General features: G+C 67.0%; 19 protein-coding genes. 13 read left to right on the forward strand and 6 right to left on the reverse strand.

Features of this window, described 5'->3' with window-relative positions; genetic code table 11:
- The first annotated feature begins 142 nt into the window (after window positions 1-142).
- The 11 genes from DKG75_RS01190 (at window position 143) to DKG75_RS01240 (ending at window position 11,050) form a co-directional block, all read left to right on the forward strand.
- Window positions 143-328 (forward strand): type II toxin-antitoxin system VapB family antitoxin, encoded by a 186-nt coding sequence (locus DKG75_RS01190; RefSeq protein WP_109919250.1) that lies wholly within the window; start codon window positions 143-145, stop codon window positions 326-328.
- 467 nt (window positions 329-795) lie between these two features.
- Window positions 796-1,809 carry a sigma-54 interaction domain-containing protein gene (locus DKG75_RS01195; protein WP_166646445.1) on the forward strand — a complete coding sequence of 338 codons (1,014 nt, stop codon included), beginning with the start codon at window positions 796-798 and terminating at the stop codon, window positions 1,807-1,809.
- 230 nt (window positions 1,810-2,039) lie between these two features.
- The gene (locus DKG75_RS01200; protein ID WP_109919252.1) at window positions 2,040-2,621 is read left to right on the forward strand and encodes an NAD(P)H-dependent oxidoreductase; all 582 of its coding nucleotides are present in this window, start codon (window positions 2,040-2,042) and stop codon (window positions 2,619-2,621) included.
- 21 nt (window positions 2,622-2,642) lie between these two features.
- Complete coding sequence (gene sfnG / locus DKG75_RS01205; RefSeq protein ID WP_109919253.1) at window positions 2,643-3,770, forward strand: dimethylsulfone monooxygenase SfnG; 1,128 nt, start codon at window positions 2,643-2,645, stop codon at window positions 3,768-3,770.
- 61 nt (window positions 3,771-3,831) lie between these two features.
- The gene (locus DKG75_RS01210) at window positions 3,832-4,692 is read left to right on the forward strand and encodes an ABC transporter ATP-binding protein (RefSeq protein ID WP_109919254.1); all 861 of its coding nucleotides are present in this window, start codon (window positions 3,832-3,834) and stop codon (window positions 4,690-4,692) included.
- Between the two features lie 13 nt (window positions 4,693-4,705).
- Complete coding sequence (locus DKG75_RS01215) at window positions 4,706-5,587, forward strand: branched-chain amino acid ABC transporter permease (protein ID WP_109919255.1); 882 nt, start codon at window positions 4,706-4,708, stop codon at window positions 5,585-5,587.
- 2 nt (window positions 5,588-5,589) lie between these two features.
- Complete coding sequence (locus DKG75_RS01220) at window positions 5,590-6,621, forward strand: branched-chain amino acid ABC transporter permease (protein ID WP_109919256.1); 1,032 nt, start codon at window positions 5,590-5,592, stop codon at window positions 6,619-6,621.
- Window positions 6,622-6,639: 18 nt separating this feature from the next.
- Window positions 6,640-7,980 (forward strand): ABC transporter substrate-binding protein, encoded by a 1,341-nt coding sequence (locus tag DKG75_RS01225; RefSeq protein ID WP_109919257.1) that lies wholly within the window; start codon window positions 6,640-6,642, stop codon window positions 7,978-7,980.
- A gap of 10 nt (window positions 7,981-7,990) precedes the next feature.
- Window positions 7,991-8,764, forward strand: coding sequence for an ABC transporter ATP-binding protein (locus DKG75_RS01230; RefSeq protein WP_109919258.1), 774 nt, complete (start codon window positions 7,991-7,993; stop codon window positions 8,762-8,764).
- Between the two features lie 65 nt (window positions 8,765-8,829).
- Window positions 8,830-10,071, forward strand: coding sequence for an SfnB family sulfur acquisition oxidoreductase (locus tag DKG75_RS01235; RefSeq protein WP_109919259.1), 1,242 nt, complete (start codon window positions 8,830-8,832; stop codon window positions 10,069-10,071).
- A gap of 118 nt (window positions 10,072-10,189) precedes the next feature.
- Entirely contained in the window at window positions 10,190-11,050 is an 861-nt protein-coding gene (locus DKG75_RS01240; RefSeq protein WP_166646444.1) for a DUF4253 domain-containing protein, read from the forward strand.
- Between the two features lie 40 nt (window positions 11,051-11,090).
- Here the strand turns inward: DKG75_RS01240 and DKG75_RS01245 are convergent, their stop codons facing one another.
- The 4 genes from DKG75_RS01245 to DKG75_RS01260 all read right to left on the reverse strand — a co-directional run bounded on the left by DKG75_RS01245 (window position 11,091) and on the right by DKG75_RS01260 (window position 14,653).
- Window positions 11,091-11,681 carry a beta-class carbonic anhydrase gene (locus tag DKG75_RS01245; RefSeq protein ID WP_109919261.1) on the reverse strand — a complete coding sequence of 197 codons (591 nt, stop codon included), beginning with the start codon at window positions 11,679-11,681 and terminating at the stop codon, window positions 11,091-11,093.
- A gap of 11 nt (window positions 11,682-11,692) precedes the next feature.
- Window positions 11,693-12,571 carry a DUF3034 family protein gene (locus DKG75_RS01250; protein ID WP_109919262.1) on the reverse strand — a complete coding sequence of 293 codons (879 nt, stop codon included), beginning with the start codon at window positions 12,569-12,571 and terminating at the stop codon, window positions 11,693-11,695.
- Window positions 12,572-12,628: 57 nt separating this feature from the next.
- Complete coding sequence (locus DKG75_RS01255) at window positions 12,629-13,891, reverse strand: SfnB family sulfur acquisition oxidoreductase (RefSeq protein WP_109919263.1); 1,263 nt, start codon at window positions 13,889-13,891, stop codon at window positions 12,629-12,631.
- A 375-nt stretch (window positions 13,892-14,266) separates the two neighbouring features.
- The gene (locus tag DKG75_RS01260; RefSeq protein ID WP_109919264.1) at window positions 14,267-14,653 is read right to left on the reverse strand and encodes a hypothetical protein; all 387 of its coding nucleotides are present in this window, start codon (window positions 14,651-14,653) and stop codon (window positions 14,267-14,269) included.
- A gap of 185 nt (window positions 14,654-14,838) precedes the next feature.
- On the opposite strand from DKG75_RS01260, the gene DKG75_RS01265 reads away from it, so the two are divergent.
- Window positions 14,839-15,885 carry an alpha/beta hydrolase gene (locus DKG75_RS01265; protein ID WP_109919265.1) on the forward strand — a complete coding sequence of 349 codons (1,047 nt, stop codon included), beginning with the start codon at window positions 14,839-14,841 and terminating at the stop codon, window positions 15,883-15,885.
- 127 nt (window positions 15,886-16,012) lie between these two features.
- On the forward strand, window positions 16,013-17,077 hold the full coding sequence (locus DKG75_RS01270; RefSeq protein WP_109919266.1) for a hypothetical protein: 1,065 nt from the start codon (window positions 16,013-16,015) through the stop codon (window positions 17,075-17,077).
- Window positions 17,078-17,098: 21 nt separating this feature from the next.
- Here DKG75_RS01270 and DKG75_RS01275 read toward each other — a convergent pair whose 3' ends face one another.
- On the reverse strand, window positions 17,099-18,784 hold the full coding sequence (locus DKG75_RS01275; RefSeq protein WP_109919267.1) for a SulP family inorganic anion transporter: 1,686 nt from the start codon (window positions 18,782-18,784) through the stop codon (window positions 17,099-17,101).
- Window positions 18,785-18,859: 75 nt separating this feature from the next.
- Window positions 18,860-19,126 carry a helix-turn-helix domain-containing protein gene (locus tag DKG75_RS01280; protein WP_109919268.1) on the reverse strand — a complete coding sequence of 89 codons (267 nt, stop codon included), beginning with the start codon at window positions 19,124-19,126 and terminating at the stop codon, window positions 18,860-18,862.
- Between the last annotated feature and the right edge of the window lie 10 nt (window positions 19,127-19,136).

A 19,136-nucleotide genomic window follows, 5' to 3' on the forward strand; every position in this document is an offset into this window, starting at 1 on the left:
GGATAACGGCCGGGGCAGGACAGGCCATCACGCACCGGCCACCGTCCGGCCGTTGCCTGCTGCCCGTGGGTTGAGCCCCCAGGCATCATTGGTGCCGGCATCGCTCGATGCTACGCTCGGGCCTCTTCCGCCGGGGGGCAAAATGCGAACGACCATAGCCCTTGATGACGACTTGCTGGCCAAGGCGCAGGCTTATACCGGCCTCAAGGAAAAATCCGCCCTTGTGCGCGAGGCCCTGAATGCCCTGATCGAGCGCGAGAGCGCCCGCCGTCTTGCTCGCCTCGGCGGCAGCGAACCGGCGATCGAGGCTTTGCCGCGCCGTCGGTAGGGCCCTGCATGATCATTTGCCAATTGCGCGGCAGCGGCGCCCTCGCCGGTCGGCTGGGGCCTGCCGCTTCCTGACAAATATGCGGCTGCGGTCGGACAGGGCCGGAAGCCATGGCTGTTCAGTATCCGCTGTGCCGCCATGATTTTGCCTGCGGCTGCGGGCCGAATGTATAATCATATACGGAATGTATTTATTTTTAATAAACACATATTAAATGTGGTGATATATTTTTCACATTGTGGGAAACGAAAAATTACCCTAGTCGAATGTCAGACTAGCCCCACCAAAGGGGGGGCGGGGAAGGGCAGGCGATGTGGAACGGACAGCCGGCGCCAGGCGCCACGGACAAGTCCCGCGGGGGGCGATGTCGGCCTTGAGGCCGCCGCCGGTTTTGCCCGGGGGGCGGGAATGCTTGGCCCCATCGTCCCTGATCCTGCGTTGTTTGGTGCATCATGTTGGGAAATAAAGTGTCGACTGCCGCCGCTTCGACTGCCGGTATCGCGGGGCCCGTCTTCGACGACCCCGTTTCGCGGCGCCTGAGCGCCGAGATCGAGCGGGTCGCCGGCGCCTCGGTCCATGTCCTCGTCCTGGGCGAGACCGGGGTGGGCAAGGAACTGGTGGCGCGGCAGATTCACCAGCTCAGTGCCCGGCGGCAGCGGCCGTTCATCGCGGTCAATTGCGCCGCCCTGTCGGAAAACCTGTTCGAAAGCGAACTCTTCGGTCACGAGAAGGGCGCCTTCACCGGCGCGCTCAGCGCCACCACCGGCTGGTTCGAGGCGGCGGACGGCGGCACCCTGTTTCTCGACGAGATCGGCGAACTGGCGCCGGCGATGCAGGCGAAACTGCTGCGGGTCATCCAGCAGCGCGAGGTGACGCGGGTGGGCGCCCGCGTCTCGCGCCCGATCGACGTGCGCCTCGTCACCGCGACCAATGTCGACCTGGCGAAGGCGATCACCGCCGGCCGCTTCCGCGAAGATCTCTATTACCGGATCAAGGTCGCCACCCTGAAGGTTCCCCCGCTGCGCGACCGTCCGGGCGACATCCTGGCGCTGGCCCGGCATTTCGTGGGGCTGCACGGCCCGGGCGCGGCGATCGCCTTCAGCCCCGAGGCCGAGGCGGCGCTGCTCGACCACGACTGGCCGGGCAATATCCGCGAGTTGGAAAACGTCGTCCAGGCGGCGCTGGTCGGGCATCGCGGCGGCCGGATCGAACAGGCCGACCTGTCGCTGGGCGTGCGGGACGACGGCGGCGCGGCGCCCGAGCGGGCGGCGCCGGGCGGGCTGCAGCAAGTGCTCGACGATCTCCTGGCGCGCGAGACGGCGGACCTGTTCAACGCGGTCCAGAAGCAGCTCGTGCTGCGCGCCCTCGATCACGCGGGCGGCAATCAGGTGCATGCCGCGGCTTTCCTCGGCATTACCCGGAATGTGCTGCGGACCTTGATGCAGCGCTACGACCTGCTGCCCGGCGGGAAACGCGGCTGATCTCACCGCCACGCCTGCGCATCGCGCCCCGCCGGGTAACCGGCGGGGTTTTTTCTGGGGCGCCGCCGGCATCGGCGCTGCGCGGATTTCAGCAGGCTGCTGGCCAGGTGTCGATATCTGCGCAGTAACTCTGCGTGACAAACATGGGAAATAAACGAAAACACACTAGGAAAATGATGGCACGAATCTTGATAGAAGCTGATGTGTGAAAATTACCGTCCGGTGTCATCGTGAGTTTCGTCAAACCGTTCAATCTCGTCTCGATCAACGGCAGCCCGCGGCAGCCGTCGCGTACCGGGGTCCTGGTGCGGGCCGTCGCCGATGCCATCGCGGTGCGCATCCCGACCGATTACGCGGCGGTCGAGCTGGCGGGGGCGGACCTGCTGGCGGCCCCCGACCGCGCCCGCCTGTCCGAGGGCGGGGAGGCGCTGGTGCGCAGGGTCGAGACGGCGGATGTGCTGGTGGTCGGCACGCCGGTCTATCGCGCGTCCTATAGCGGCTTGTTCAAGCATCTGTTCGATCTCGTCCATCTCGAGGCGCTGGCGGGCAAGGTGGCGGTGCTGGTCGCGACCGGCGGCAGCCCGCTGCACGGCCTCGTCACCGAACACCAGTTGCGGCCGCTGCTCGGTTTCTTCGGGGCCTATTCGGTGCCGACCGCGATCTATGCCGCCGAGGCCGATTTCGTCGACTACCGCCTGACCAACCCCGCCATCACCACGCGGATCGAGCGCGCCGCGAGCGAAGCCGCCCGGCTTCTCGACCGGCAGGCGCTGGTGGCGCCGTCGTCCCTCGTCCTGGCCAAGTCGGCCTGAGCCTACCCCCGGAGCAATCAAATGAATGCCATCACTCCCGTCGCGCCGACCCCCGAGGATGCGGTGAAATTCGCCTATTGGGTGCCGAATGTCTCCGGCGGCCTCGTCGTCTCCAAGATCCCCCAGCGCACCGAATGGAACCTCGACTACAACATCAAGCTGGCGCGCATCGCGGAAGAGGCGGGCTTCGACTACGCCCTGTCGCAGATCCGCTTCATCGGCTCCTACGGCGCCGAATACCAGCATGAATCGACCACCTTCTCGACCGCGCTGCTGGCCGCGACCAAGCGCCTGAAGGTGATCGCCGCCATCCTGCCGGGGCCGTGGCATCCGGCCGTGGTCGCCAAGCTCGGCGCGTCGGCGGATCAGCTCTTCGGCGGGCGCTGGGCGGTCAATGTCGTGTCGGGCTGGTTCAAGGGCGAATTCACCGCCCTCGGCCTGCCCTGGCTGGAGCATGACGAACGTTACCGCCGCAGCCGCGAATTCATCCAGGTGCTGAAAGGCATCTGGACCGAGGATAATTTCACCTTCAAGGGCGATTTCTACCAGACCAACGACTTCAACCTGCGCCCGCGGCCCTTGCAGGCCCCGCATCCGGAAATCTTCCAGGGCGGCAACAGCCGGGCGGCCAAGGAGAATGCCGGCGCGGTCTCCGACTGGTATTTCGCCAACGGCAATACGCCCGAAGGCCACAAGGCCCAGTTCGACGAAGTGAACGCCATCGCCGCCCGCAACGGCCGCGCCGGCAAGGTGAAGTTCGGCGTCAATGCCTTCATCATCGCCCGCGACACCGAGCGTGAAGCCCGGGCGGAACTCCAGGCGATCATCGACAATGCCGATGTCGAAGCCGTGAACGCTTTCGGCGGCGCGGTGAAGCAGGCGGGCCAGGCCTCGCCCGAGGGCGACGGCATGTGGTCGAAGTCCACCTTCAACGACCTTGTGCAATACAACGACGGCTTCAAGACCAATCTGATCGGCACGCCCGAACAGATCGCGGAGCGCATCTATCACCTGAAGACGCTGGGCGTGAACCTCGTGCTGGGCGGCTTCCTGCACTTCCAGGAAGAAGTCGCCTATTTCGGCGAAAAGGTCCTGCCGCTGGTGCGCGAACTGGAACGGGCGAAGCCCATTCAGGCCGCGGTCGCCTGATCTACCCTCGCGACGATCGGGGCCGGTCCAGGCCGGCCCCGACGCTTCCGGAAGGCGCGCCATGAGTGACCTGCTTGCAACCGCCTGGGCCCTGGAACAGGCCGGCGTAACCCCCGCTTTCGCGGCCCGTGACGGAAAGGCCGCCGTAACCGGGAACGTGGCCCTGCTGCACCTCGCCGACATCGACCTCGCCTTCGGCGGGGTGAAGGCCTTGTCCGGGGTCGGCTTCGAGGCGGCGGCGGGAGAAACCCTGGCCATCATCGGCCCGAACGGCGCGGGCAAGAGTTCGCTGCTCAACGTCATCAACGGCATCTATCGCCCGCAGGGCGGGCGCGTGCTGTTCGAGGGCCGCGACCTGACGGCGAAAGGGGCACGGGCCGCCGCCGCCGCCGGCATCGCCCGTACCTTCCAGAATATCGCCCTCTTCAAGGGGCTGTCGGTGGTCGGGAATATCGTCACCGGGCGCAGCCTCGCCCATCGCGCCGGCATCGTCGAACAGGTCCTGGGCCTGCCCCGCGCCCGGCGCGAGGAGGGGGAGGCCCATGCTGCGGCGTTGGAACTCCTCGATTTCCTCGGCCTCGGCGCCTATGCCGAGCGCCCGGTGGGCGCGCTGCCCTATGGCTTGCAGAAGCGGGTGGAACTGGCCCGCGCCCTGGCCGCGCGGCCGAGGCTGCTGCTGCTCGACGAACCGATGGCGGGCATGAGCGCCGGCGAAAAGCAGGAATTGTCCGACGCCATCCGGGCCGCCAAGGCGCGTTTCGGCATGACCGTGCTTTTGATCGAGCACGACATCGGCGTGGTCATGACCCTGTCCGATCACATCGTCGTCCTCGACTACGGCATCAAGATCGCCGACGGCACGCCGGATGCGGTGCGGAACGATCCGCGCGTCATCGAAGCCTATCTCGGCCAGGGCCACTGACGGAACGACCCCTATGGATTTTCTTCTCGAAGTGCTGGTCGGCGGCCTGCTGTCCGGCGTGATGTATTCCCTGGTCGCGATCGGCTTCGTGCTGATCTACAAGACCTCGGGCGTGCTGAATTTCGCCCAAGGGGCGCAATTGCTCTTCGCCGCGCTGACCTTCGTCAGCCTCGTCGAGCGCGGGCTGCCCTTCGTCGCGGCGCTGGCGGTCACGCTTGCCGCCATGGTGGTGATCGGCCTCGCCATCGAGCGTCTGGTGCTGCGGCCGCTGGTCAACCAGCCGCCGATCACCCTGTTCATGGCGACGCTGGGCCTGTCCTATGTGATCGAGGGCGCGGCGCAATTGCTGTGGGGCGCGCAGGTCCACGGCCTCGACCTCGGCATCGACGATTCCCCGATCGAGGCGGCGGGCATCTTCATCAGCCAGTTCGATCTCTTCGCCGCTGCCGTCGCCGGCGTGATGGTCGCCGCCTTGGTGATCTTCTTCCGCAAGACCCGCACCGGCCTTGCCTTCCGCGCCGTGGCGGACGACCAGGTCGCGGCCCTGTCGGTCGGCATCCGCCTGCCGCGGGTCTGGGCTGCGGTCTGGATCGCGGCGGGTGTCGTCGCGCTTGTCGCCGGCCTGCTCTGGGGGGCGCGGCTCGGGGTGCAATTCTCCCTCTCCCTCGTCGTGCTCAAGGCGCTGCCGGTGCTGGTGCTGGGCGGTTTCGATTCGATCGCCGGGGCCATCGTCGGCGGCCTTCTCATCGGCGCGGCCGAGAAACTGGCCGAGGTTTACCTCGGTCCCTATGTCGGCGGCGGCATCGAGGGCTGGTTCGCCTATGTCGCGGCCCTCGCCTTCCTGCTGATCCGCCCCTCCGGCCTCTTCGGCCAGAAACTGGTCGAGCGGGTGTAACCATGACCGATCTCACCCTGACCCCCCCGCGCGCAGGCGTGCCGGCCTGGGTTTCATACCTGCCCGTGCCCCTGCTGCTGGTCGTCGCCTTCGGCATCCTGCCCTTCGTCGGCGATCAATATCTCTTCGATGCCATCCTGGTGCCGTTCCTGGCACTTTCGCTCGCCGGCGTCGGGCTCAATCTCCTCACCGGCTATGCCGGGCAGGTGTCGCTGGGCTCGGCGGCCTTCATGGCGGTCGGCGCCTTCGCCAGCTATAATTTCCTGCTTCGCCTGGACGGGCTGCCGCTCGTTGCCGGCATCGCCCTCGGCGGCGTCACGGCGGCGGCGCTCGGCATCGTCTTCGGGCTGCCGTCGCTGCGCCTCAAGGGGTTCTATCTCGCGGTCTCGACCCTGGCGGCGCAATTCTTCGTGCAATGGGCGCTGACCAAGTTCGACTGGTTCTCGAACGGCAATACGTCCGGCGTGATCACGGCCCCGCCGCTGACCGTCGCCGGCATCAGCTTCGATTCCTCCGTCGGGCGCTATCTCCTCTCGCTCGGGATCGTTTCGCTGCTGACGCTGGCGGCCTGGCGGCTCACCCGGTCCGAGATCGGGCGCAGCTTCATCGCCGTCCGCGACCGCGACGTGGCGGCGGCCACCCTCGGCATTTCCGTGCTCCGGGTGAAGCTGCTCGCCTTCGCCGTTTCCTCCTTCGTCATCGGGATCGCCGGCGCGCTCTGGGCCTTCGCCTATCTGCGCACGGTGGAACCGGCGGGGTTCGATCTCGACCGCTCGTTCCAGATCCTCTTCATCGTCATCATCGGCGGCCTCGCCTCGATCCGGGGCGCCTTCCTCGGCGCCGGCTTCATCGTGATCTTCCCGCTGATCCTCAGCCGCCTCGGCCAGTTCCTGTTCGGCGACCTCTTCGATTCCGGCGTGCTCGAGAACGCCCAGAAGATCGTCCTGGGCGGGTTGATCATCGCCTTCCTCATCGCGGAGCCCGCCGGGCTCTCGGCCCTGCTTGCCCGGATCACCCGGCGCAAATCCATCTGACCAACCAGGAGACGTCCCATGTCCATTAGACAAGCCATCAGCCGCCTGGCCCTGGCGGCTGCCGTCGTCGGCGGCCTCGGCAGCCTGCCGGCCAAGGCCGACGGCGAGATCTATTTCCCGCTGCAATCCTATCGCGTCGGGCCCTATGCCGCCGGCGGCACCGGCTTCTTCGGCGGCTTCATCGACTACCTGAACCTGATCAACGAGCGCGACGGCGGCGTCAACGGCGTCAAATTCGTCTGGGACGAATGCGAGACCGAATACAAGGTCGAGCGCGGCGTCGAATGCTATGAACGCACCCGTTCCACCCACCAGCCGGTGGGGCCCGCCGCCTATAATCCGCTCTCGGTCGGCATCGCCTATGCCCTGATCGATCGCGCGACTGCGGACAAGATCCCGCTGATCACCATCAACCACGGCCGCACGGATTCGACCGATGGCCGCGTCTTCCCCTATGTCTTCCCGCTCCAGCTCAATCCCTGGTCGGAAGCCTCGGCCACGGTCAACTACATCGGCCAGCAGCTGGGCGGCCTCGACAAGCTGAAGGGCAAGAAGATCGCCGTGCTCTATCACGGCTCGCCCTACGGCAAGGAAACCATCCCGATCTTCGAGCTTCTCGCCAAGAAGTACGAATTCGAGGTGACCCAGATCGAAGTGCCGCACCCGGGCAACGAGCAGCAGGCGCAATGGCTGACCATCCGCCGCCTGAAGCCCGAATATGTCGTGCTGCGCGGCTGGGGCGTGATGAACCCGGTGGCCCTGAAGACCGCGGTCAAGACCGGCTTCCCCGTCGATCACATCATCGGCAACGTCTGGTCCAATTCGGAAGAGGATGTGATCCCGGCCGGCGATGCCGCCAAGGGTTACGTCTCGGTCACCACCCATCCCTCGGGCACCGATTTCCCGGTGGTGAAGGAAATCGTCGAGACGGTCTACGGCAAGGGCCTGGGCAATCTCGCCGACAAGGGCCGCATCGGCAGCGTCTATCACAACCTCGGCATCGTGAACGGCATCCTGAATGTGGAAGCCGTGCGCATCGCCCAGGCGAAATTCGGCAATCGCCCGCTGACCGGCGAGGAAGTGCAATGGGGCTTCGACCACCTGGTGATCGACGAGAAGCGCGTGGCCGAACTGGGCGCCGCCGGTCTCCTCCAGACCATCAAGGTAACCTGCGCCGACCATGAGGGCGGCGGTGCCGTGAAGTTCCAGCAGTGGGACGGCCAGAAGTGGAACGTGGTCAGCGACTGGGTCGCCTCCGACCGCGCGCTGCTCCGCCCCCTGATCGAGCAATCGTCCGAGGCCTATGCCAAGGAAAAAGGCATTACGCTGCGCGATTGCTCGGCGGACAACCCGAGCTGAGGACCGCGCCATGACCGGGGCACCGCTGCTCGTCGTCGAAGACATCGAGGTCGTCTACCAGCAGGCCATTCTCGCCCTGCGCGGCCTGTCGCTGCATGTCGATGCCGGGCGGGCGGTGACCCTGCTCGGCGCCAATGGCGCCGGCAAGAGCACGGCCTTGAAGGCCGTCTCCAACCTGCTCCGGGCCGAGCGCGGCAGGGTCACGCGCGGCCGCATCCTGTTCGAAGGGCAGGATATCGGCCGGCTGGACACGGCCGATCTGGTCGAGGCCGGGGTGATCCAGGTGCTCGAGGGCCGCCGCTGCTTTCCGCAGCTGACGGTCGAGGAGAACCTGATCAGCGGCGCCGTGTCCCGCCGCCTGCGCGGGCGGGCGCTGCGGTCCGCCCTTGACCGGGTCTACGACCTCTTCCCCCGGCTGGTGCCGAAGCGCGGGCTCAATGCCGGTTACACTTCCGGCGGCGAGCAGCAGATGGTGGCGATCGGCCGGGCCCTGATGGCGCGGCCGCGCCTGATCGCGCTCGACGAACCCTCGATGGGCCTCGCCCCCCTGGTGGTCGAGGAAATCTTCGCCATCCTGCACCGCCTCCGCGACGAGGAGGGGATCAGCCTGCTGGTTGCCGAACAGAATGCGGCGGTGGCGCTGGCCCATGCCGATCACGCCTACATCATCGAGAACGGCCGCGCCGTCGTCGACGGTCCGGCGGCGGAAATCGCCGCCCGGCCCGATGTCCGCGACCTTTATTTCGGCCTGAAGACATCGGAGGAAAGGACGTTCCATGCCTGAGTGCCCGCTGTGTCGACCGAAACGTTTAAGGTTACCAGCCTCAACTATTCCCAAGGAAATCTGACATGACCGTCCATGAACCCATCAAGGCGCCGGAAGGCGTGCCGGGCCTGCCCCGGCCCTCGACGCCCGCCCATGTGATCAAATCCGACGCGGAGGCGATCGAGGTCGCCCACAAGGTCGCGGCCGAGATTCTGAAGGGCGCCTCCGACCGCGACCAGAACCGCACCCTGCCGGTCGCCGAGATCGACCTCTATTCGCAAAGCGGCCTCTGGTCGATCAATGTGCCGAAGGCATTCGGCGGGCCCGAGGTTTCCTACAAGACCCTGGTCAAGGTGATCGAGATCATCTCGGCCGCCGATCCGTCGATCGGCCAGATCACCCAGAACCACCTCGGTATCGTCGCCGCCATCCGCACGGTCTCGGACGAGGCGCAGCAGGCCCTGCTGTTCGGCGAAGTGCTGGCGGGCGTCCGCCTCGGCAATGCCTTTTCCGAATTCGGCTCGAAGCGCGCCGCCGATTTCGAGACCAGCTTCACCGACCACGGCGATCACGTCATCGTCACCGGCAAGAAATTCTATTCCTCGGGTGCCATTCTCGCCCAGCTGGTGCCCATCGTCGCGACCGACGACCAGGGCCGCGCCTGGTATGTGATCGCCGACCGCAATGCCCCGGGCCTGACCGTGATCAACGACTGGTCCAGCTTCGGCCAGCGCACCACCTTCTCGGGCACGGTGATCATCGATCAGGTGAAGGTGCCGAAGGATCACGTCGTGCCGGGTTACAAAGGCTATGAGAAGCCTTCCGCCGACGGCGCGATCTTCCAGATCATCCAGGTCGCGGTCGATACCGGGATTGCGCGGGCCGCGATCGACGACACGATCCAGTTCGTGAAGACCAAGAGCCGGCCCTGGATCGACAGCGGTCTCGAAAAGGCGTCCGACGATCCCTATACCATCCAGGCCGTGGGCCGGCTGACGCTGCGCCTGCATGCGGCCCAGGCGCTGCTCTATCAAGCGGCGGAAGCGATCGACGACGCCCTGGTCCAGCCGACGGCGGACAAGGTCGCCTGGGCCCAGATCGTGACCGCGGAAGCCAAGGTGCTGTCGACCGAGATCGCGCTCGAGGCGACCAATGTCCTGTTCGAACTGGCCGGCACCCGCGCGACCCTGGCCGAGCATAACCTCGACCGTCACTGGCGGAATGCCCGCACCCATACGCTGCACGATCCCGTGCGCTGGAAATACGCCATCCTCGGCAATTATTTCCTGAACGACGTGAAGCCGCCGTTCCACGCCTGGAGCTGAGGCCGCCATCCCCCGGGCGCGCATGCGTCCGGGGGATGATCTTTCTGGCGCGCCCTGGTATTATCCCTCCGTTTCCATGCACGCGGGGGGCGAAATGCGGCGGCGGGAGTTCTGTGCCATGGCCATGGCGGTTTCCGCCTCGCCGTTGGGGCTGCATTCCGCGCGGGGCGAGGCCGGCGTCCCGGGCTTTCCCTTCGATATCGTCGAGGTTCCGCGCGCCGGGGCCATCGCAGCCTGGGAGGGCCTGAGATCCGCCGGCCGCGGCTATCCCCTGATCGTCGGGAAGAGGGCGGAAGCCGTGCGGATGGCCGAGAATCTTTTTTCCTCCCCGCCGCGGCACTCGACGGCGGAAGTCCTCGCTCTTGCCGCCGGCATCGATTTCCCGGCCGATTTCGTCGCCTATCGGCAAGGGCGGGACGCCGAGGCGCAGGCGTGGTTCGAGGAATTCACCCGTGAGCATCCGGAAATTATGCAGAACCCGGAAATCACGCCGCCCCTGCCGCCGTCATCGGGGGACGGCATCATTCTCCGCCCCTGGCAGGACGGGATGGTCTGGGATGCCGAGCGGCCCATGGGCACCTGGCCGGCGCAGCCGGGGACCATGGGGCCCTGGTTTGTAGAGACGGACGAGGCCTGCTGCGGCGATACGGTGGTGATCGCATTCATCCCCGTCGCGGATTGGACGGAGGTTCCGGCCGCGCTGTACTGGGGCGACTGGAATGATTGCCCGGCGGCGGAATATCATGTCGCGGCGCTGCGCTCGTGGCGGGACAGGTTCGGCGCGGAATTGGTTTCGATGGGGTTCGATACGCTGGACTTGCGGGTCCGGCAGCGCCCGGCCGGCCGGGATGCGGCGGTCGCGCTCGCCCGGGAACTGCATCTCTATTGCTCGGACACGATCGACCAGGGCTTCGGCACCGTGAATGCCTATGCCGCCAGCCTGGCGGCCAGCGACTGGTGGAATTTCTGGTGGGATTGAGCCTTGTGCCGCCGGCGTGGTCGCGCCGGCGGCACGGCCGTCAGGCAGCGATGCGGCCGGCGTCGGTCGCTGCCGGCACCTCGATCAACCGGCCGCTGCGGACATCGTAGATGAAGCCGTAGACCGGGATACTGCCGGGTACCAGCGGGTGGCTGCGGATGCGGCGGACGTCGTGGGTGACGCTTTCCGCCTGGTCGCGGATGGTCAGCCAGTTGATGTACTGGCCGGCGACGGAACCGCCCTTCTTCTCCGGGTTCGACCAGGTCTTGCCGTCGAAGCCGGCGGTCGAGAGATCTTCCGTCAGCAGGTCGCCGATGATCTCGGACGTGAAGAGTTCCATGCCGCAATCCGTGTGATGGATCACGAACCATTCCCGCGTCCCTAGCAATTTGTGGGAGATGACGAGGGAGCGGATGGCATCGTCGGAGGCCCGGCCGCCGGCGTTGCGGATGACATGGGCGTCGCCTTCCGAAAGCCCGGCGTATTTCGCCGGGTCGAGGCGGGCATCCATGCAGGTGAGGATGGCGAAGCCGCGCGCCGGCGGCAGGGCCAGCGCGCCCTTGTCGCCGAAGCCGGCGACATAGGTCTCGTTGGCGGCCGTCACCTCGCGGTAGATCTGGCTGTCGGTCATGTGTCTTTCCCTCAGAATGAAACCTGCAGCGAGGCATAGAGGCCCTGTTGGTCGTCTTCGTTGGCGATCGAACCGGCGTCGACATAGGCGACGGTGAAGGAGACGTTCTTCACCGGGAAATAGGCGATATGGATATCCTTCCAGTCGTCTTCCTTGGCGAAGGCGAGATTGTCGGGCTTGAAGCGATATTCGGCGCCGATGATGAAATTGGACGTCAGCAGGTATTCGACGCCGATTTCGGGTTGCAGCTCGTAGTCGTCGGAAAAGCCGAGGAGACCGAACTGGTTGCCCTTGGTCAGGCGCAGCGTGCCGTTGATCAGCAGCTTCCAGTCGAGGATCGCCTTGGTCGCGGCGACGTAATAGTCGACGCCGCTGCTGTCCTTGGAACCGATGGCGGTCAGGATGTTCTCGTGGCCCGAATCCTTGTACTGGGCGCCGACGGCGACCTGGGGCAGCCACCATTTTTCCTGGTCCAGGGCGTCGCCGAAGGCGCGCACCTTGATGCCGGCGATATTGGTGAAGAAGGTCTTGTTCTTGCCGACGCCGAGCTTGGCGCCGATCGCCTCGGTATCGAAGCCGAGCTGGGCGAAGGACAGTTCGACCCGGTTGAACAGCCCGATGGCGACGCCGCTGGAGGTCAGCGTGTAGTCGTCGGTCTTGGCGAAGGTCGTATAGGCGCTGCCGCCGATGGCCTCGCCCGAGCCGTAGCCGGTGATCAGCGCCCAGGTGGCCAGCCCGCCGCCGCCCGAGCCCTCGATGGTGTTGACGCCGCCGGTCGCGGTCGGCCGCGCGGAATCGAACAGGTCGCCGGCGCCGGCGGGCAGCGTGGTGGTGACGAAGGGCAAGGCGAGGGCGGCCGCGCCGGCAAGGCGCGCAAACGAATAGGACATGATGCAACTCCGGAAAGGGAAGGCCGGTGCCCGCGCGGGCACCGGCGGAACGGGAAATCAGCTCCAGGGATGGCGGGGGGCGGAGGCGCCGTTCAGGTAGAAATTGCCGATGTGATAGGGCTTCCAGCGCGCGGGGTCGTGCAGGGTGTGAACCCGGCCGTTCCGCCAGTGCCGGTCGAGATTGTGCTCGGCCAGGGTCGCGCGGGTGCCCGCCAGCTCGAACAGCCTGTTCGAGGCCTCGAGGGCGATGCGGGTCGACAGCACCTTGGCCTCGGCGGTGGCGACGGTCGCCGCATTGACCTTTTCCTCGGTCGGATCGGCCAGCGCCGCGTCGATCAGGCGGCCCGCCCGCTCGACCAGGGCCTGCGCCGCATGCAGGCCGATTTCAAGCTCGCCGATCGCCTGGATGGTAAAGGGATCCTCGCTGGCCTTGTCCTTGCCGCTGTCGATCCAGGCGCGGGAAGTGCTGCGCACGAAATCGATGGCGTCGCGGATGGCGCCGGCGCCGATGCCGGTATCGACCGCCGCCTGGATGAACTGCGAGATGGCGCCCGCCGCCGTCGGCCGGTCGAAGACCTTGATCGGGATCACCCGGCTGCGCGGCACGCGGACGTTTTCGATCGTGACGCTGCCCGATGCCGTGGTGCGCTGGCCGAAGCTGGACCAGTCGTTGGTTACGGTCAGGCCCGGGGCCTCGCGGTCGGCGAAGGCGATGTAACCTTCGCCTTCCGTGGTGACCGAGATGATGGGCACGATATGGGCGAAGAGCGCGCCGGTCGTATAGAATTTCCGGCCGTTGACGATGGCGTCGTCACCCTCGAAGCGGATGATGGTCTCGAAGGCGACCACATTCTTGCTGTGCAGTTCCGAGAAGGCATTGCCGAAGCGGTAACCCTTCAGGACCAGATCGAACAGCTCGCGCTTCTGCGCCTCGGTGCCGTCCAGCGCCAGATGCACGCTGAGCACGAGGTGGTTCTGGGTGATCTGGCCGATCGAGGGATCGGCGGCCGAGATGATCTCGATCACCTTGCCGAGGGTGGCATAGGAAACTTCCGCGCCGCCGTAAGCCTTCGGAATATTGATGCCCCAGAGGCCGCTTTGCGAATAGGCGTCCAGTTCGGCGATGGGCAGCAGGCCCTCGCGGTCGCGCAGCGCTGCATCGGCGGCAAAGAGCGGGGCCAGCTGTTCGGCGGCGGCGATCGCCCCGGCGTCATCGGCGATGACCTGGGCCGGGGTGACCGGCTTCGGCCGGGCGGTGAAGGAGGCGCTGCTGTTGACGCGCGGCGCGGTGGCCGGGTCGATCCTGGGAATGACGGTCATGGTCGGATACCTTGCAGGAGAAGGGCTGGGCGGGATAGGGGCCGGGGTCGCGCGGGAACGGCCGCACAGGCGGCGGTCCGGGCGGGGCGACATCGCTCCCGGAGGTCGGCCGGTATTCGGATCGGTGACATCAAGGATCCCTGCAGAACGAACGAGGTTACAATCCCTGTCCGTCGCCATGGCCGGACAGGCCCATGCCTTCAAAGCAACGAGCATGCCAAGCGATCACGGCCGGCAAATCCGCGCCCGGCCGGGGGGCGAGGGGCCATGCAACTGCACGGATATCAACAGCGCCGCCACCGCCTGTTGAATTCCAGGCAATATGTGTTTGAAAAATAGAAAAGCAAAAATTAATTGTAAATTGAGGGGCGGTCGTCAGCCGTCATAGGGACGGGTGCCCTCGCACGCCGGCCAGTCCGGGCAGCCCCAGTAGAAGCCGCGGCCTTCGCCTTTCGCCTTGAGGTCCAGGGGGCGGCCGCATTTGGGGCAGGGCAGGGGGGTCCGAATGCCGGCGGGGATCGACGGCTCCCGCGGGCCCCGCCCCTGGGCGAAGAACAGCACCGCCCCGGCCGCGATCAGGGCGGCCAGAACCGCGAGGATGGTGCTGGTCGGGTCGACGCCGCCGTGATGGGAGCAGGCCCCGGCGGCGCCGATCGACGGGCTGTTCCAGCCGTCCCGGCAATCGGGCGGGCCCAGGAGCCAGGAAACCGCGGCAAAGGCGGCAAGGCCGAGCACGGGGGCGACCACGAAGCGTTTCTTCATCTCTGGCCTCCGTCGGGTTCCTGCGGGGCGCAACCGGGCTGCCGGTCGCGACGACGGGGATTGAAGCAATTTCATCTCCCGCGTTCAACACCTGGTACCCGCGGCTTGAGGCATGACAGGCGGCGCCGGCTGGGGTAGATGAATAATGTTCAATAAAGGACCCGCGGGGGGGCAGAGGACATTCCATGGCCGTTCGTCATTCGTTTCAGCGCGCAGCCCTGAAGGGCCTGTTCAGCCTGCCCCGGCCGCTGCTGGTGCGGATGGGCGGCGGCCGGCCGGTCGTCCGCCAGGGCCGGACCCTGGATCCGCACCTGCAATTGATGGTCAGCCTCGCGACCCGCCAGGGGCCGCTAGAAACCCGCCCGATCCATCATTCCCGTCACTTGCAGCGGGTGATGGCGACGGCGCTGGGCGGCGGCATTACCGCCATGGCGCGCATCGACCAGCGCCGGGCCCCCGGGCCCCACGGCGACATTCCCTTGCGCCTCTATGTCCCGAAGGGCCTGCCGCGCGGGCCGGCACCCATGCTGGTGTTCTTCCACGGCGGCGGCTTCGTCCTGGGCGATCTCGACAGCTATGATCCGCTCTGCACTTTTCTCGCCGACCGCTCGCGCTGCCTGGTGCTGTCCGTCGGCTATCGCCTGGCGCCGGAACACCGCTTTCCGGCCCCGATCGAGGATGCCCTGGCGGTCTGGCGCCATGTCGTGGCCGATCCGGGCGATTACGGCGCCGATCCGGAGCGCATCGGCGTCGGCGGCGACAGTGCGGGCGGCCATCTCTCGGCCGTGCTCAGCCAGCAGGCGAAGCGGGCGGGCGATCCGCTGCCGGCCTATCAATGCCTGATCTATCCGGTGACCGACCTGACCCGGACCTGGCCCTCCCACGACGATTATGGCGACGGCTTCCTGCTCGACCGGTCGACCATGGCCTGGTTCAAGGACCAGTTCCTGCACCCGGACACGGACCTGAGCGATCCCCGGATCTCGCCGCTACAGGCGGAAAGCCTGGCCGGCCTGCCGCCGGCGACCGTCATCCTGGCCGGTTTCGACCCCCTGAAGGACGAGGGGCGCGCCTATGCCGATGCCCTGGGCGCCGCCGGGGTCCCGGTCTCGGTCCTCGCCTTCGAGACGCTGATCCATGGTTTCGCCTCCATGCCCGGCATTTCGCGCGGGGCGAAACGCGCGCTCGGCGAGGTCGCGGATGCGGTCCGCACGGATTTCGTCCGCGCCTGACCGGCCCGTCGCCGGCGCCGTTCTGTAGCGGCGGTCACAGCATGCCGCGTTCGCGGCCTGAAGGCCCTTGCCTTCGGGCCGCGGCGGGCCACAATCGGGCAGGGCTGCGATCGTGGAGTAACCGGCCATGGCCAATCTCGAACCTCGGGCAAAGGGCGGCAGCGGGATCGGCTTCGATCCCGACAACGGCGTCCTGGTGATCGGTGTCGGCGAAAGTTACAAACTCGACCTCGCCTATGGCGATGCGGTCGATCTCTATCTGGAAGAGCCGAACGACGGCGCGGTCAAGCTCGATCCGCCGGGGCCGGCGAAGGGCGACGAGACCCACCGTCCCTTCGCGGTGACCGGCAAGAAGCCGGGCTCGGCCACGCTGCACGGCGTGCTGTCCCGCGACCTGCCGCCCTGGCCCAAGGGGTCCCGCTTCATCCAGCCGCTCAGCATCCGGGTCGTCAACGGCACGGCGGGCAATCGCCAGGCTTTCGGCGGCCATTCCATACATGAGGATTTCCGCAAGGAACTGGTGGCCATGAACTGGCGCGATGCGGTGCTGCGCGTCGCCTTCGACCAGATGTACAGCAAGAACGGCACCGGGACCTCCGCCGCCGCCCGGCCCGCCTATGACGAGATCGACGAGAACTGGTGCGGCGCTTTCGTCGTCTGGTGCTACGACGTGCTGGCCAAGGCCAAGGGCTCGGACAGTCCCTTCGGGCGCAAATTCTCGGACAGTTGCGCGCTCCGCTCGGGCATCAAGGCGCTCGCCTATGCCATTCAATACCCCGAGAAATTCACCATCTACAATTACACCGGCGCCGATCGCTATGGCGGCGCCAAGACCACGGTGGCGTTCAAGCCCGTGACCCCCGGCGCGATCCAGCGCGGCGACGTCTGCCTGACGCGGGACGAGCACGGCGTCTTCCGCCATGTCTGCATGGTCTATGAACCGCCGAAGGATGCGAACGGCAGCTTTTCGGTGATGAACGGCAATGCGGGCGATGCCAGCGGCGCGAAATCCGCCAAGGCGGGCCCGATCGCATTGTCATATCCCGCCAATGCCAGCGAATCCTGGGTCATCCGGTCGACCAAATGGGAAGTGAAGAACCGCAAGGGCGAGGTCGAGCAGAAGTCCAACCCGGCGGATTCCGTGGGCGACACCGCCTATCACTACCTCTTCCTGCATATCAACGACTGGTAGCCGTCGAAGCCCTGGCGGCGGCTATTCGGCCGCCTCCCGCGCGGCGGTGACGGCATCGTCCAGGCTGGCGTGGAAGCGGGCGCGCGGCCGGCGCACGCCATGGGCGAGCAGGGTGCGGCGGATGGCCGGGCGGGCGCCGGCGATATCGACCACCGCGCCCAGGCGCTCGGCCTTGCGCACGAAGCCTTCGATGGTGGCGGCGGCGGTCGAATCGAGGAAGGGCACGCTGGAGAAATCCAGGACATAGGCCCGGGGCGTCTCGCCGATCCGGTCCAGCACGGCGCCGACATTGGCCGCGGCGCCGAAGAAAAAGGCGCCGGTGATGTGGTGGACGACGACCTTGGCATCGCGCGCCAGGCTGGGGTCATAGCGCTCGGGCCGGTCGGCCTGGTCGTCGGCGACGAGGGGCAGTTCGCTCTCGACCTCGACCGATTGCGCCATGCGGTGCAGGAACAGCAGGGCGCCCAGGGTGAAGCCGACCACGATGCCCTCGGTCAGGTCGCGGAACACGGTCAGCAGCAAGGTCGCCATCAGGACCAGCGTATCCCCGCGCGAGGTGCGGAACAGGGTGGCGAAGGCATGGCGTTCGACCATGTTCCAGGCGACCACCGCAAGCACCGCGGCCAGCGCCGCCAGCGGGATGGCGCTGGCCAGCGGCGCCGCCAGCAGCACGAAGGCAAGCAGGAACAGGGAGTGCAGCATGCCCGCGATCGGACCATGAGCGCCGGCCCGGACATTGGTCGCGGTGCGCGCGATGGTGCCGGTGACGCAGATCCCGCCGAACAGGGCAGAGGCGACATTGGCCATCCCTTGCGCCACCAGTTCGCAGTTGGACCGGTGGCGCCGGCCGCTCATGCTGTCGGCGACGACGGCGGACAGCAGGCTCTCGATCGCGCCGAGCAGGGTGAAGGCGATGGCCGCCGGCAGCATGTCCGCCATTTTTGCCAGGGACAGGGGCGGCAGGCTGGGCATCGGCAGGCTTTGCGGGATACCGCCGAACTTGCTGCCGATGGTCTCGACCGGCAGGGGCAGCAGGCTGGCCGCGACCGCCGCCGCGGTCACCGCGATCAGCATGCCCGGCCAATGCGGCCGCCAGCGCTTCAGCCCCAGGATCAGCCCGACGGTGAGCACGGAAATGGCGATGGTCGGGACATTGGCCGTGGGCAGGGCGGCGCCGATCGCTTCGAGCTTGGGCAGGATCGCCGCCGGCTCGGTCCCGGCCAGGGTCAGCCCCAGCAGGTCCTTCACCTGCGAGGCGAAGATGATGACGCCGATGCCGGCGGTAAAGCCCACGGTGACCGGATAGGGAATGAACTTGATATAGGTGCCGAGGCGCAGGAAGCCGATCGCGGCGAGCATGACCCCGGACATCAGGGTCGCCAGCAGCAGCCCGTCGACGCCATGGGTGGCGACGGTGGTGGCGACCAGGACGATGAAGGCCCCGGCCGGGCCGCCGATCTGGAACCGGCTGCCGCCGAGCGCGGAAACGATGAAACCGCCGACGATGGCGGCATAGAGCCCGCGGTCCGGCGTGACACCCGAGGCGATGGCGATTGCCATCGACAGCGGCAGGGCGACGATGGCGACGGTCAGGCCGGCGACCGCATCGGCCTTGAAATCGGCGCGGCCGTAATGCTCGCGCAGGGTGGTGACGAGCTTCGGGGTGAACAGCTCGACGAAACCGGGTTCAGCGGGCCTTGCGGCCATGGTGCGCACTCCTGATCGAAGCCCGTCACGGACGGGCGCTCCTGACCGAAACCCGTCACGGACGGGCAGGGCGGATCAGGGGCGGCCGGGCGGTTTCGGCGGCTTCAGGCGTAAGCCCCGGCCGCCGCCCGTGCTCGGCGCGTTTTCCCCGATCAGCTCGACACCGGCGCGATCCAGGGCCTCGACCACCTTGGTCAGGCTGTCCACCACGCCGCGGACATTGCCCTCGCTGGCTTCCATGCGCTGGATGGTGGGCAGGGATACGCCCGAAAGCTCGGCCAGGGTTTTCTGGTCGATGCCGAGAAGGGCGCGTGCGGCCCGCATTTGCGCGGCAGTCATCATGGGTTGTTCA

This window comes from Zavarzinia compransoris, assembly GCF_003173055.1.
GTDB lineage: Bacteria > Pseudomonadota > Alphaproteobacteria > Zavarziniales > Zavarziniaceae > Zavarzinia > Zavarzinia compransoris.

Excerpts from the sequence above, each read along its gene's own strand:
- DKG75_RS01190 (WP_109919250.1), top strand. The coding sequence starts at position 143 with ATGCGAACGACCATAGCCCTTGATGACGACTTGCTGGCCAAGGCGCAG.
- sfnG (WP_109919253.1), top strand. The coding sequence starts at position 2,643 with ATGAATGCCATCACTCCCGTCGCGCCGACCCCCGAGGATGCGGTGAAA.
- DKG75_RS01210 (WP_109919254.1), top strand. The coding sequence starts at position 3,832 with ATGAGTGACCTGCTTGCAACCGCCTGGGCCCTGGAACAGGCCGGCGTA.
- DKG75_RS01215 (WP_109919255.1), top strand. The coding sequence starts at position 4,706 with ATGGATTTTCTTCTCGAAGTGCTGGTCGGCGGCCTGCTGTCCGGCGTG.
- DKG75_RS01220 (WP_109919256.1), top strand. The coding sequence starts at position 5,590 with ATGACCGATCTCACCCTGACCCCCCCGCGCGCAGGCGTGCCGGCCTGG.
- DKG75_RS01225 (WP_109919257.1), top strand. The coding sequence starts at position 6,640 with ATGTCCATTAGACAAGCCATCAGCCGCCTGGCCCTGGCGGCTGCCGTC.
- DKG75_RS01230 (WP_109919258.1), top strand. The coding sequence starts at position 7,991 with ATGACCGGGGCACCGCTGCTCGTCGTCGAAGACATCGAGGTCGTCTAC.
- DKG75_RS01235 (WP_109919259.1), top strand. The coding sequence starts at position 8,830 with ATGACCGTCCATGAACCCATCAAGGCGCCGGAAGGCGTGCCGGGCCTG.
- DKG75_RS01240 (WP_166646444.1), top strand. The coding sequence starts at position 10,190 with ATGGCCATGGCGGTTTCCGCCTCGCCGTTGGGGCTGCATTCCGCGCGG.
- DKG75_RS01245 (WP_109919261.1), bottom strand. The coding sequence starts at position 11,681 with ATGACCGACAGCCAGATCTACCGCGAGGTGACGGCCGCCAACGAGACC.
- DKG75_RS01250 (WP_109919262.1), bottom strand. The coding sequence starts at position 12,571 with ATGTCCTATTCGTTTGCGCGCCTTGCCGGCGCGGCCGCCCTCGCCTTG.
- DKG75_RS01255 (WP_109919263.1), bottom strand. The coding sequence starts at position 13,891 with ATGACCGTCATTCCCAGGATCGACCCGGCCACCGCGCCGCGCGTCAAC.
- DKG75_RS01260 (WP_109919264.1), bottom strand. The coding sequence starts at position 14,653 with ATGAAGAAACGCTTCGTGGTCGCCCCCGTGCTCGGCCTTGCCGCCTTT.
- DKG75_RS01265 (WP_109919265.1), top strand. The coding sequence starts at position 14,839 with ATGGCCGTTCGTCATTCGTTTCAGCGCGCAGCCCTGAAGGGCCTGTTC.
- DKG75_RS01270 (WP_109919266.1), top strand. The coding sequence starts at position 16,013 with ATGGCCAATCTCGAACCTCGGGCAAAGGGCGGCAGCGGGATCGGCTTC.
- DKG75_RS01275 (WP_109919267.1), bottom strand. The coding sequence starts at position 18,784 with ATGGCCGCAAGGCCCGCTGAACCCGGTTTCGTCGAGCTGTTCACCCCG.
- DKG75_RS01280 (WP_109919268.1), bottom strand. The coding sequence starts at position 19,126 with ATGATGACTGCCGCGCAAATGCGGGCCGCACGCGCCCTTCTCGGCATC.